We start from the raw sequence: 13,035 nt of genomic DNA, 5'->3' as shown, positions 1-13,035 counted from the left end.
GGGTTTTGTCGAGGCTGATTTGGTATCCCACTCTGGCCCGTTCGCCAAAGGGGCCTTTACGCAGACGCTGGTGCTGACCGATATTGCCTCGGGTTGGACGGAGTGCGCGCCCTTGCTGGTGCGCGAGCAAACGGTTTTGACGACCGCGCTGACCGAGCTGCGAAAACTGTTGCCGTTCCCTCTCCTGGGCTTCGACACGGACAACGACAGTGTGTTTATGAACGAGACCGTTAGAGACTACTGCCTTCGCGACGGAATAGAGCTCACGCGCTGCCGACCATATCGGAAAAATGATCAGGCCTTTATCCAGCAAAAGAATGGCGCCATCGTTCGGAGGATCGTGGGTTATCGCCGGTTTGAAGGGTTGATCGCTACGCACGAACTCGCAAAGCTTTACGCATTGACGCGCCTGTTCATCAATTTCTTTCAACCGTCTTTCAAGCTGAAGGAAAAGCATCGCGACGGCTCAAGGGTCGTTTAGCGATACCATCGGCCAGCGACACCCCATCAGCGCCTGCTTGCGGACGTGCGCATCTCCGATGAAACTCGCGATCGGCTAAATGCCCTCTATGTCACATTAGACCCGATCCTTCTTCTGCGAGACATTCGCCGGGCTCAAGAACGATTGGTCGCCATCGCGGATTCAGCTCCGGGAGACCCCGTGCCCGAAAGTGGCGCGATCCCGCTCGATGCGTTTCTACAGGGGCTTCGTATTGCCTGGCGTGGCGGCGAGGTCCGCCCGACCGCGTCTGCGAAACCGCCGGCCAAGCGCGAGCGCCGCCGCCCTGACCCCATACTCGCGGTGACAGTCGAACTCAAAACCTGGTGGGATGCTGAGCCGTGGCGATCATCGAGAGAGTTCCTCGATCGAATACAGGCCAAATACCCGGGGATGTATCCTGACGTCTGATCCGCACTGTGCAGCGCCGCATCAAGATATGGAGGGCGGCGACCGCACATGACTTGGTGTTCGGCCCCTTCGCAGGCGCAGAACGTATGGTCGAGCCAGTCGTAGCACCACTGTGACATCGGCAGTGCCAAGGCGGGCTGCCTCGCCTTGTGCCGCCGATGGCTACGCTACGCAGCCCGCCTTCTAACGACTTGCGAGCAACAAATGGCTGGACGTGAGGCGATATCTTCGGGAACATTTACATGAGGCAACGGGCTCAACGCTCGGGAGCATCGCTGGGTGAGGCAACACGTTTCCGGTCCTGATCGTCGCGCCACAGCACGCGCCGCGACGCGTTGCAGCACACTGGGCATGCCGCAGATGTGGATCGCGGCGCTGCCTGGATGGTGACGCGCTGCGGTCCGCTGAGTAGTGGTAGAAGGCCGCCGGCGGCACTTCCGACCCCCAGGGCCGCTCCTCCCTCACCGTGACCCAAAGCCGTCCCGTCTTGGTCTTGCCCAGCCCCTGCGAGAGCACCGGAACCGTGGTGTCATCGGCTTGGACAGCCCTCGCTCTGGCAGCTCAACGTGACATGAGGGAGAGAGGCGAGGAGCGTCAGGTTCCAGATCCCGCAGCAACTCCCCCAAGGCCATCAGAGGCCGCTTCCCAACTGCGCAGGCAGTGGTGCGGCCTGCCGCTGGGCGCGCGTCCGGCTCGTGGATCCTGCCCGGGCACCTCAGAGCGCGCCCGGCAACACTGTTTTTCATCGGGTTGGCCACTGAAGCCGCGCGATAGTGACGGGCGACCGAGGAGCCGCAGCGCCGAATGCTAACATGCTTCCGACTACTCCCACCGGATCCACCATACCTACCTACGCTTGGGTTGCCTAGATTTATAATACGATCAATGAGTTAGATAGCCATCTGCAAGCCTCTCTACTTGCCGCCCAACTATTTCCCAGGGTCGCATTAGACAACCACACGCAGGTCGGGCAAAATTAGGGATAGACTCAACCTTTTAGACTAAATTTGCACACAGTCTCAACCAGGCGGCAAATGAAGAATGACTAATATGGGCCGGGGAGCTGCCGCAAGAATGGACGACGCTACGCATTACGAAGCCCGCTGGGAGGCGTCAGCAGCCTCGATACGAACATTGAGGAACCGGCTGCTTGATCTGACGGCCCGCAACCCACTCATATCCTTCCCTCATTCACGTCAAACCGGCAGCAGGACAAGCATTCGCGCGGTGAACAGCACCATCGACGCACTATTTCACCAACTTGATGGTGATCGGGCTTTGATAGTGCGCTCACTTCCACCCATGGGCACAGAGCCTGACGATGAGCGGACCGATCTTTTCCGCTCCGCGTTGGAGGTGGCTCGCATAACCGATGAGCAGTATCAGAGCGCCTTGAGTGCTCTCGCAGAGGACGAGCTGGCCTCGGCCAAAGCGGCAAGTATCGAGCGTGGGCTTCGGAACCGCGTCAGGGATGACCTAAAATTCCCGCTCTGGCGAGCTGCGAACGCACAAGGCCTCGCGGACTACGCGACAAGTTTGGGGCTATCTTCATCATTCGACCTGAAAGACACTTCGGGTAAATCTCGAAAGACGGACAACGTTGATCTACAAACCCTCATGTTGCCGGAGCCGATGGAACGAGCTCTAGCGAAAATTCGGGATACCGCGCGCACAGTCGCTGAAGAGACTGGTATCAGCACACTACACGTCGCGTTCGGATTTCTTGAATGGTTTGAGAGCGATAGTTCAGATCGTCCACTTGCGAGCCCGCTGCTGCTCATGCGGGTCGACATTGATCGCAAGATTGTGCGAAGCCGCTATCAATACTTTCTCAACGGCGTTGGTGACGATGCGCAGATAAACTTCACTCTGTCCGAGCGCATGAATAGAGATTTTCGTATCAAGCTGCCTGAACTTGTGGAGGAAGAGTCACCCGAAGCTTATCTCTCCAGAATAGATGAGGAGATTTGCAAAGGACGCCCTCGTTGGTCCGTGCGGCGATGGGTCACGCTCGCGCACTTTCCTTTCGCCCGACTGGCGATGTTTCAAGATTTAGATGAAGAACATTGGGCGAATGCCGGTGGCCTTTCACATCATCCGCTGCTCGCCGAACTTTTAGGAGGAAGTGGATCCGGTGCCTCTTCCTTCGCTGAAGAACACGATGTCGACTCACCTCAGGTCGCCGCGAAAGTGCCAATCCTTGTGCTTGAGGCGGACGCCAGTCAACATAGTGCGATCTACGACGTGATGTCAGGCAAGAGCCTTGTGATTGAAGGACCACCGGGGACCGGAAAGTCACAGACGATCGCGAACATGATCGGCGCAGCATTAGCGAGCGGTCGTCGCGTGTTGTTCATGGCAGATAAGCAGGCTGCTCTTCAGGTAGTCAAAGATCGTCTGGACAAGGTCGGATTGGGCGACTTCTGTCTTGAGTTGCACTCTGGAAAAGCGAAGAAAAAGGAAGTTTTGGACGGGATAAAGCAACGTCTGGAACGAAGGCCCGCTACGGCCGCCATGGACGACTTAGACCGCAAGCTTCGCGACCTCTCAACGACACGCAAGTCGTTGAGTGACTACGCCAACCTACTAAACGCACCGCTCGGTGTGTCTGGCGCGACGGTCCACGATGTTTTGTGGGCAGATCGTCGTCGCCGCGACCCAAAGGGCGATGAGGATCGTTATCTTGACGAAATTTTTATTCGCGACTGCGAAAAACTGCACCGCTCTGACATCGAAAAGCGGAAGGCTTCATTGGACCGGTTCGAAGACGCGGCGAATTCCATTAGATCCGGCTCTCCCCGACATTTTGACCACCCGTGGATGGGCGTAACACGTAGCAATCTACCGTCGGTGGACCTAGACCAAGCTGTCCGTGACACGGCCGATGCAGCCGCCTTATTCAACAAATTGGCCATTGTAGCTGAAAACATTCGATTGACTGGCATTGAAGTTGAGCCGACGGTAACAGGCCTGCAGAGGTTATCATCCGCTCTCTCGTCCCTGCACGTTCAGAAAGATTTGTCAGCGGACTTCTATCGCGGGCTGAACTCTGCTTCGACGCGCCGCGACGCGGAGACTTGGATTGCCAACTGTGAAAATTTTCGAATCTCGCTGTTCGAGTTGCATCATCGAGGCTTCTCCTCAGTCGAATTAGACAGCGAAAAGGCCGCAAATGATATCTCGCGGGGTTGGGAGCGAGCAGCAGCTTTTGTGCCACCGGGCATGGTTGTTTCGGGCCTGGACAACTGGATGACCGAGCTGCATTTTGCAGCAAAATCAATTTTAGAACTCGTCAAGACGGCGGCTCAGGCAGCCGACCTATTTGAGCTCTCCCCTCGCGCGAGCATCGATGAAATTCAGATCATATTGCAGGGGATTGAAGTCGCTGGCGAAGCCGACACTAGAATCTTCGAACTTTGCTCGGTGGAACTTATGTCGAGTGAGAATAGACATATCATAGAGAGGGCGTTCTCCGACATCTCTATCCTGAAGCAGCAGAGAGACACCCTGTCCGAGCTCTATAACTTCGTCGGAACCGAAAACGCTGGAGAACTCCGACGGCACGCCGAGAATCTTCGCGACGCGGGAATGCTCGGGTTTCTCAGCAACTCTGTGAAAGCCGCCAAACGTGCATATTTGGAACTTCGGAAGACGCCCGGAAGAGCCGCGACTAGTGAAATGGTAACTGCCTTCAACTCGGTGGCGGAACACCTTCGCGCCGCTGACGCTTTGAGCGGCAGACAAGATTATCGAGCCATCCTCGGAATAAATTTCCAGGGTCTCGACACTGACATCCGGACCATCAATGCCGTCGGCGCGTGGGCAGCAAGAGTACGTTCTAGACTGATTGGCGTTAGTGATCTTCTAGTGGAAATAAGACGAGTTTTGCTCTCCGGCGACCGGGACAGGCTGCGTGCGATAGCCGCGGCTGGACATACTAGCGAGGTCGCTGTCTTAAAAAAGTACCTTGGAGAAGCCACGGATAAAGCGATGTCACTGGAGTCTGTGGCGGCCGGTATTTTCGAAAGATATTCAGCAGCCCAGCACCTGGCAAATGCTTGCGCCCGGCACGGAGTGCCGGGCAATGAGCGCATCGAAGACCTCCCCAGATTGTGCCAAATGCTAGCAGCTGCGAACGCGGCAAAACAATTAGCTCGGCCAGCCGCCCCGCTTGCAGCGTTGCTCGGGCCTGGACTACAGCCTTCTCTCGGAGATCACGTGCTGCTAAGGAATACCATCGCGTTCGCAGTGACAGTGAGTTCGCTGCCTGTCGGTGAAGAGGTCAAACGAGCGCTACACGGTTTGGACCCAGCTTATATCGAAAGGACCGTCGTCCCTGCGGCTCGCGAGGCTAAGGCCGCAGTCGACGAAGCACTAAGCGCTTGGGGCCGAATTAGAACTCGCTTACTGCTCGAAGAAGGCTCCTTTTTAGGAGGAACTCTTTTAAGCCGTCAACCTTCAACGGTCGCTGCACGCCTTCGACTGGCTTCTGACCATCAGGGAGAACTAGGGGAGTGGATCGCCTACCTGATCGAGCGCGAGAACCTCGACGGGATGGGCTTGGGCGAGCTGCTGGCTTTGTGGGACCAGAATAAAACGAAGCAGGCTTTGTCCGAGGTCTTCGATCGGGTATTGCATAGGGATCTGGCTCGCCTCGCGTTCGCCGTTCACCCTGGACTGGACCGTTTCAGCGGCCTCGCACAGGAAGAGACACGAGCGCGATTCAGTTCACTGGATGCAGATGCAGCCGAACTCCGGCGAAGCGCTCTTGCTGGCGACCTATCGAGGCGACCGATACCCATCGGCAATGGCATTGGAAAGCGTGCTGAATACACAGGCGAAGCACTGCTTAGACTCGAAATAAGCAAGCTGAAGCGACACATCCCTATCCGCCAGTTACTCGATCGGGCCGGGGACTCTATTCAAGCATTGAAACCGTGTTTCATGATGTCCCCCCTGTCGGTGTCTCAATACCTCAAGCCGGGAGCCTTGCGCTTTGATCTACTGGTCATCGACGAAGCCTCCCAAATGAGACCAGAAGACGCTCTCGGCGCAATTGCGCGGTCTAATCAGATTGTCGTTGTAGGCGATCCAAAGCAGCTACCTCCGACGCCGTTTTTTGCGCGCAATGACGATGAGGTCGATGATCCTGGTGACGAGGAAGAGCAGGTGGATGCCGAGTCAATTCTTGACCTAGCTCAAACAGTGTTTCGGCCAATGCGTCGGCTGCGTTGGCACTATCGCTCTCGGCATGGCAGCCTCATCGCCTTCTCGAACCGGGAATTCTATGATGATGATCTTATCGTTTTCCCCTCGCCCGCCGAGGCCGACCCGTCCCAAGGTGTTGCTCTCGTCAAAGTAGCAGGCATTTATAAGTCAAGGAGTAATTTGCCTGAGGTAGAAGCCATCTGCGACGCAGCCGTCGCGCACATGCAGCTTCGTCCCGATCGAAGCCTTGGGATCGCCACCATGAACCAGGTCCAGCGAGAGTTGATCGAGCAGAGGATGGATCAGATCACCTCGGGAAAACCCGAAGTTCAGGAGTATCGGGAGCGCTGGGAGAAGACGTTGGAGAGATTCTTCATCAAGAACTTAGAAAACGTACAGGGCGATGAGCGCGACGTGATTTTTGTCTCGACGGTCTTCGGTCCGTCCCAGCCTGGTGGTGTAGTAAAGAGAACATTTGGTCCAATCAACGGTGCAAGTGGCCACCGACGACTAAATGTATTATTTACGCGCGCAAAACATCACCTGCGCCTCTTCACTTCGATGACGCCGGACGACGTGTTGATTGGCATGGATGGTCCACGCGGTGCTCAGGTTCTAAAGCGTTATCTCGCCTATGCTCAGGATGGTCGACTCGATGCCGGGGTTGAGACAGGTCGGGAAGCAGACAGTGATTTTGAGCTGTTCGTGCGCGATCGGTTACGTCTAGCGGGATATGATGTCGTTCCGCAGGTCGGCGTAGCCGGCTACTTTATAGATTTGGCTGTTCGCCATCCCGAACTCCCAGGAACTTTTTTGGCTGGGATCGAATGTGACGGCGCATCATATCATTCAAGCAGGTCTGCCCGCGACCGCGACATCTTGCGGCAGAAAGTGCTTGAGGGCCTTGGATGGACAATCTACCGCATATGGTCGCCGGACTGGTTTCGCGACCCTGCAGGACAAACGCTGAAGTTGGTTGCCTTCATTAATGAGCTGCGCAAACGTCAACTGAGAACATCATGATACGGCGCTGTGACCGCCGTCTACCCGTCGGAAACCGCCTATCCATCCTGTCGCACCATAATCTTTGGGATCTTCGGACTGCATGGGTCATCGATGAGGTTGAGTATCTTCGCTGCCGCATCGCTGTCGCAACAGTTCGGGCACCGGCCTTGGCGATTGAAGCGAGCAAACCCATCCGCAGACTATTATCGCTGAGAACGCGGATCAGGCCCAACCTCTCCGTATCCCTTCAAGACATCCGCGGCAACCTGGTCTGAGATCGCATAAGCTAAGCCCCCTCAGTCCTCGTGGTCCGTCTTCCGTCGCAACCCACGCTCTGTCGCATAGTGAAGGATCGCAACCTCGATTACAGAGGTGACCGATCTTCGCTCGATATCAGCGATCCGCTGAGCAAGCGCCAACACCTCTTCGTCGATCCGGGTGGTAAACGGCTTCTTAACCATGCACGTGATTGCCCTTGCAAGTCCTTTGGCATGCGTTATACTGGCAGCGCACGTGCAGTGCAAGACAGCGGTCTGCCGATCTGCACGAAGCCCAGTGGGTCGAGCATGAGGACCCTATGGTTGATTTTAATCGAGAAGGAAAAACACTATGCGAACAGTGATTTCCCCGACACCGGTCACCTCTGAATGCGCGAAGATGAGCGGCAATCCGAATAAAGACAGCGGCGACTTGCGGCGTTTCTCTGCTGACCGAGAGGGCCTTGTCATGCTCGGAAGAGTTTTGAGAACAGAAAACTTAATTTCCGAAGAGCAGAAACGGCTGAACGAGGAGAGCGATAGAATTATGCGCGAGTATTTTGAGGAATGCGCGCGCATCGACAGAGAGGCGAGCATAGTCGAAGATGACGATGAATGATCGTGGCTGCCACCCACACGGTTCAACCGCAGCAAGTAAAACGCGCCACGGCTTTCCGCAGGCGAGGATTCGACAGCAGCCCAACTGAGCATAACTCCAGCGCCGACGGCGTTTTCGATTGGCAAACGGCAGCCTACAGAATTGTTAAAGACCTTGAACCATCAGCTGCAAAGAGTAAAAGCTGAACTTTGTGAAGATGCGCGCGCCTGAAGCAGGTGACTGGCGGCGAAATCTACTGCAAGCCCATTTTGATCGCCAGGAGGTTTGCTTTGTCTGAATTCAGAAGTGATCCCACCATGCGGTCCAGTGCGAATCTTGAGAGATTGCGGGAACTCTTTGTTGAACCGTTCTATTTGCAGCTATTAAACGGCAACCTTCTCGACCAAGAAGGAAATCAACAACAGCATTTCAGTGGCCACCTTACCCTCGCGCTCAACAGTATCACTGACAGTCAACTGCGGATGCTTATCGAAGACTTCGATTGGCGAACGCGTCTAACGGGGGCTTGGTACATCGCGTTGACAGGGCGATCTAGCTTCGCGCCGAGAGTGGCGCGACTTCTAGCAGCGTCGAATGGAGATTATGCAGAGCAAGGCTATTGTTTTGCGATGGGCTTGCTTGGGGGCGAGAAATGCAGGAAATCACTCGTCAACTATCTGACCTCGCGTCTCCCGTGCAGGGATTCGTCAGGCCATGAACTTTGGGCGTTAGGAGCAATCGCGCACATCGACGGGCGCCATCCATATGAGTTCATGCGCCCGCACCTCTGGGCCGGCGCGTCGCCTGAAGGTGACTACCCGTTGTTTGGAATAGAGCGCTTCGAAAAACTTGTTGATATTATTCGACGTAGTAAAATCGCAATGCCGCTGCTTTCTTGAGAGCATGCGCAGATGAGCTTTTTGCCTTGGGCCGGATCAATGATTGCCGCATTCTTCGAACTTGGTGGCGCACTTGTGCGTGTCGGCTTGATGTCAAGCGACGACAGGCTCTTTGAGGCGCCTGGCAGCGGCCGCCTCAATCATCCTGCGCGTTTCGCCACCCTTGTGGGCAGGCAGGTTGTCCATCACCACGATGTCGCCGGGCTTCAGCGTCGGCGTCAGCACATGGCGGACATAGGCGTGAAATGCATCGCGGTTCATCGGCCCGTCGATCACCATCGGCGCGGTCATGCCGTTCAGACGCAAGGCGCCGATGGAAGTGGTGGTTTTCCAATGATGGGGTGGACGCCCCCCAGACGGCATCATTGTGCCAAAGTGGTGAGGTGTCAGTCACTAACGGGAGGCGTCCGTGACGGAAGTTACAACAATCGGCGTGGATTTGGCCAAGAATGTGTTCCAGGTGCACGGGGCGAGCGCCTCGGGAACAGTTGCGTTCCGCAAGAAGCTTCGGCGCGACAAGATGCTGTCCTTCTTCGCGGCCCAATCTCGCTGTGTGGTGGCGATGGAAGCGTGCGCGAGTGCCCACTACTGGGCGCGCGAACTCGAACGGCTCGGCCATCAGGCGCGGCTAATCGCCCCTGCCTACGTCAAACCGTTCGTCAAGCGGCAGAAGAGGGTCGTCGAACGGCTCCGTCAACTGGTCGCGTGGCCGATCCAAATACTCCCGCATCAAAGCCGATGGTGGACTTGATCCCCCGGTCCAGCCGTAGCCTAACTCCCAATAGTTAAGCGCCGGCCCTCTCGATGAACGAGGCGGCGCCCCAGACGCGGGCCTCAGGAAGGGACCGGGGACGTCCCAAAGATCTGACCATTCCGACTATGGCCCAGCATGATCCAGTGGCGGGGCTCATCGAACGTGAAATGCCGCGCCGTTTTCACGAACACGTTGCAGTGTATCGCGGGCGGCAGACTGGGTGCGAACAAGGCTTCGACGCGGCTCTTGAGCTTGCCCCAGGGCCCTTGGCGATGAGCCATGCTTATGACGTGACACTCAGAAACCCTCGCGAGCGAACTTCTTCTTGAGACGGGCGGTCGCGGTGGCGGATCGCCGGTTCACAGAAGCAAGCAGAACTTCCATTTGACGCGGCCGGTCGAATTTGAATTCGGTCTCCTTTATCCGGCAGGTGCTAGCACCACGCTAGCTGCACAGATGCGCGGTAGCCGACCTGAGTCCGACCGCGGATGCATGCCGAAGAGTACGCAGCGCCAAGGCTCGAGAAAGCCGGAGATCGTTGTGTCGCCATAGTCACCTAGATCACTTCGGCTGTCCGAACGGAACTGTATCCTGCATTCAACTACACGCGTGGACCTCAAATTAGCTCTAGAGCTCTCAGGGCTTAGGCACACGCCGGACGCTCCGATAATGATCATCGGGAAGAACGGTTACCTGGTCGGCCTCAATACAAAACCAGTCCGTTATAAGACGCACGAAAGCAGGCTGATGTAGCTGTCGATCAGCTCGGATTAAGAAGCGTCGAGCAACACAAGCAAAGATCACCCTCCCCCGCGGCCATTCCTCATATTCCGACCAGACGGGGGCGGTCGGCTCCCCAGCGGTTCGCAGCACAGCCGCTCCTCGCCGGGCCAATCGGGACCAATGCTGAAGGTGGCCCGTCTCCACTGTCAGCATATCGCCGTAGGTCTTGGCCTGCTCAAGTGGCACCGTGAGCGCGACAATGGCCGGCTTGCCGCTCTCTTCCACGACCCCAAAAAAGGGGCCAACCATTCCGTCGCTCGCTTGTTGTCAGCGCAACACCCTTGCCATGGTCCCATGACTAACAGGCTCCGCAGCACGCCACTAAGCTGTCCCGCCTTGGTGGCTATCTCGCGAGAACGTCCGATCCACCGCCGGGGAACACCGTCGTCTGGCGTGGCCTACGTCGACTCGCCGATATCCAGATCGGCGCGGAGCTCGCGACTTATGGGTAATCGCAAGGCGGTGTCGGCCGCCTACACTTGAGGCGATCCGGTCCTGTCGACGGCGGCATGAGATGACCTCAGCCGCGCGCGAACGGTACCGGCAGGGGTGTGAGAAGCGACGATGCATATGAGTGCATGATCGAGCCGAACCGAGTTGGGATAACCAGCTGTTGCCTTGGTGCTTTCAAGCACGCGAATGAGATTTGGATCCGGTCCGCAGATCACCATGTCGGCCAGCGGCTGAAAACACCGCGTTCAAGGCCCGACAGAGACCGCTTTCGATCACTCGCCCAATAGGTCAGATACTTCTTGCACAACGGACGGCAACCGCAGAAGGCAACACGGGGGGTCAAATCTTTGCTAAGTTTGACAAGCGTTAAATGTGGACCAAGATGGCCTGATCAGCGTGGCCCCACCGGGGTTCATTGACCGTGTAAGGATACGATCGTCCAGCTCATTGACGGACAAAGTCAGACAGGGAAAAATCAAAAGGGACTACAGCATGAACAACAGCGTCGACCCAGACTTTTGGCCGGAATTCTACGACCCCGATCTTTATGAACAGAACATTGGTCCAGGCGGGCGAATTGCTGAGGAGTACCGCCAACTTCTAGTAAGCTCTTCGGGCGAAAGACTAGCGGAAATCGGGTGCGGCCCGGGCGGCGTCCTTATTGCCTTAGCAAAGGAGGGGTTTTGCGTAACAGGCGTCGATCGCTCTCGCACTATGTTGGAAAGAGCAAGAGTGAGGATATCGCATCAGGAGGCTCATATTTCCGAGAAAATAGAGTTGATATCCGGCAGCCTTGAAAACTTCGCATTACGAACCAAGGTAGACGCCGTTCTGTTGACAAACGAGTTGATTCTCCATGTGCTAGAAAGTGAACTGCTAATCACTTCATTGCAAAATTGTTATGGGAACCTCCGCGAGCGGGGCTGCATAATATTAGACCTGCCGGAGATCAACTTTGCTAATTTAGCAGACTCAACCGGCAGCGGCGGAGAAAGAGTATATTGTCGTGGTTTCTACCCCACGAACGCCGGAACCGTTATTCGCGTGACTGAGCAGGTGCAGTTCAACCCGCACTTGTGGATAAAGGACATGACCTTTGCGTACGAGTTTATTGCACGCTCAGGTAAGGTGGGTGAAGTTCTATTTCGTAGACTAAGACAGCGTTTGTGGACACCACAAGAGGTAAAGTTTGCGCTTCAGATCGCTGGCTTTGGTTCAATCGAAGAGATCAAGATCCTGACGCACCCGGATCGTACATTCATCCGGGCGCGACGAGAGGACACCTAATTTGCTTTAGGTAGCGTGCTGACATGTAGAAATGTAACTTCGCACATGCTTCGCTCTTCATGCCGCTATTGGCTCAACAGGGTACAGCCGTGCCCGGAGCTCCATGATCGGTATCGAAACCACACTTCTTACACTCCGCCTCAAACTCGGCCTTCCAACTATATGCCCAATGATGCACTGCATAGGCTCCAGGGAACCTCTCAGACCTCCTGTTCAACTCGCGCCAAGAGTAGGGATAGAAATATTTAGGGTCAAGGACGTGAACGCTTGAATGAGCGTGTGTAACTCGGGTGAAGAGAACGGGTCCTGTCTGCTCCATTATAGTAGTTTCACGCCTAAACGATGTGCTGAGTTCAGCCACCACCTTTTCCATCCAGCAATGTCTTGGAGTGCAGCCGAAAAGCGCATTCGAGATCGAATCACGGCTCTCTCTTCCAGCAAAAGCGTCCACACCTTCAACTAGTTCTTCAATGTTCTTGAGCGGCTCGAAGTCCGTGTCGATGTAAACACCGCCTCTTTGGAGCACCAATTCATATCTCAGGATGTCAGACCGCTGTGCCAGACACGTTGAAGCCTGGAAGCAAGCTTCGTTCAGAAGGGTAGGACGATTCTCATCTGTCCAGAGATGTGAGAGCCAGCCTGGATGCATCCGCAACCAAGTTTCCATCCAATCTTTCTGCTCTCGGGGCAGAGCCTGTCTCCCTAGCCAGATCCAATGGAACACCTTGGGAATGCGCACCGGATGACCCTCTATTGTCTCATGAGTCCGTTTATACTTCGAAGTCGGAAGTTTGCGATGCAAAACTTACAGTCCGTTTGAGAAAGGTCAGTCATGGGCGATCCGGCGTAAAAGCAGGCTTCCCATGGCGACATGGATCATG

At 55.9% G+C, this 13,035-nt stretch carries 7 protein-coding genes and 4 pseudogenes; 7 read left to right on the top strand and 4 right to left on the bottom strand.

From position 1 onward, the window contains the following. Positions 1-1,026, top strand: a pseudogene (locus GSQ92_RS30860) (transposase family protein); the annotation flags it as partial. Positions 1,027-1,093: 67 nt separating this feature from the next. On the opposite strand, the pseudogene GSQ92_RS31660 reads toward GSQ92_RS30860, so the two are convergent. After that, positions 1,094-1,453: pseudogene (locus GSQ92_RS31660) on the bottom strand (transposase); the annotation flags it as partial. A 531-nt stretch (positions 1,454-1,984) separates the two neighbouring features. Here GSQ92_RS31660 and GSQ92_RS07605 point away from each other — a divergent pair. After that, the gene (locus GSQ92_RS07605) at positions 1,985-7,141 is read left to right on the top strand and encodes a DUF4011 domain-containing protein (RefSeq protein ID WP_159013289.1); all 5,157 of its coding nucleotides are present in this window, start codon (positions 1,985-1,987) and stop codon (positions 7,139-7,141) included. 278 nt (positions 7,142-7,419) lie between these two features. Here GSQ92_RS07605 and GSQ92_RS30095 read toward each other — a convergent pair whose 3' ends face one another. After that, positions 7,420-7,584: a hypothetical protein gene (locus GSQ92_RS30095; protein ID WP_216856783.1), complete on the bottom strand. Its 165-nt coding sequence runs from the start codon at positions 7,582-7,584 to the stop codon at positions 7,420-7,422. A 148-nt stretch (positions 7,585-7,732) separates the two neighbouring features. On the opposite strand from GSQ92_RS30095, the gene GSQ92_RS07600 reads away from it, so the two are divergent. The 3 genes from GSQ92_RS07600 (at position 7,733) to GSQ92_RS07590 (ending at position 8,877) form a co-directional block, all read left to right on the top strand. Beyond that, a complete protein-coding gene (locus GSQ92_RS07600; protein ID WP_159013288.1) occupies positions 7,733-7,999 on the top strand; it encodes a hypothetical protein in 267 nt (88 codons plus the stop codon). Then, on the top strand, positions 7,996-8,184 hold the full coding sequence (locus GSQ92_RS07595; RefSeq protein ID WP_159013287.1) for a hypothetical protein: 189 nt from the start codon (positions 7,996-7,998) through the stop codon (positions 8,182-8,184). The genes GSQ92_RS07600 and GSQ92_RS07595 overlap by 4 nt, the downstream gene beginning before the upstream one ends. Before the next feature lie 84 nt (positions 8,185-8,268). Further along, positions 8,269-8,877, top strand: coding sequence for a DUF6000 family protein (locus GSQ92_RS07590; protein WP_159013286.1), 609 nt, complete (start codon positions 8,269-8,271; stop codon positions 8,875-8,877). A gap of 105 nt (positions 8,878-8,982) precedes the next feature. Here the strand turns inward: GSQ92_RS07590 and GSQ92_RS07585 are convergent. Beyond that, a pseudogene (locus GSQ92_RS07585) lies at positions 8,983-9,219 on the bottom strand (transposase); the annotation flags it as partial. 67 nt (positions 9,220-9,286) lie between these two features. Between GSQ92_RS07585 and GSQ92_RS07580 the strand changes: the two are divergent. Then, positions 9,287-9,550 (top strand): annotated as a pseudogene (locus GSQ92_RS07580) (IS110 family transposase); the annotation flags it as partial. A gap of 1,809 nt (positions 9,551-11,359) precedes the next feature. After that, a complete protein-coding gene (locus GSQ92_RS07575) occupies positions 11,360-12,154 on the top strand; it encodes a bifunctional 2-polyprenyl-6-hydroxyphenol methylase/3-demethylubiquinol 3-O-methyltransferase UbiG (RefSeq protein WP_159013285.1) in 795 nt (264 codons plus the stop codon). 73 nt (positions 12,155-12,227) lie between these two features. On the opposite strand, the gene GSQ92_RS07570 is transcribed toward GSQ92_RS07575, so the two are convergent. Further along, positions 12,228-12,878 (bottom strand): glycosyltransferase, encoded by a 651-nt coding sequence (locus GSQ92_RS07570; RefSeq protein WP_256367085.1) that lies wholly within the window; start codon positions 12,876-12,878, stop codon positions 12,228-12,230. Positions 12,879-13,035: the final 157 nt, after the last annotated feature.

It is taken from the genome of Acidisoma sp. S159 (assembly GCF_009766125.1).
Classification (GTDB): Bacteria; Pseudomonadota; Alphaproteobacteria; order Acetobacterales; family Acetobacteraceae; genus Acidisoma.
The sequence above is the reverse complement of the archived record's forward strand: the minus strand, read 5'-3'. Positions and strand labels throughout refer to the sequence as shown.

Excerpts from the sequence above, each read along its gene's own strand:
- GSQ92_RS30095 (WP_216856783.1), bottom strand. The coding sequence starts at position 7,584 with ATGGTTAAGAAGCCGTTTACCACCCGGATCGACGAAGAGGTGTTGGCG.
- GSQ92_RS07605 (WP_159013289.1), top strand. The coding sequence starts at position 1,985 with ATGGACGACGCTACGCATTACGAAGCCCGCTGGGAGGCGTCAGCAGCC.
- GSQ92_RS07575 (WP_159013285.1), top strand. The coding sequence starts at position 11,360 with ATGAACAACAGCGTCGACCCAGACTTTTGGCCGGAATTCTACGACCCC.
- GSQ92_RS07595 (WP_159013287.1), top strand. The coding sequence starts at position 7,996 with ATGATCGTGGCTGCCACCCACACGGTTCAACCGCAGCAAGTAAAACGC.
- GSQ92_RS07600 (WP_159013288.1), top strand. The coding sequence starts at position 7,733 with ATGCGAACAGTGATTTCCCCGACACCGGTCACCTCTGAATGCGCGAAG.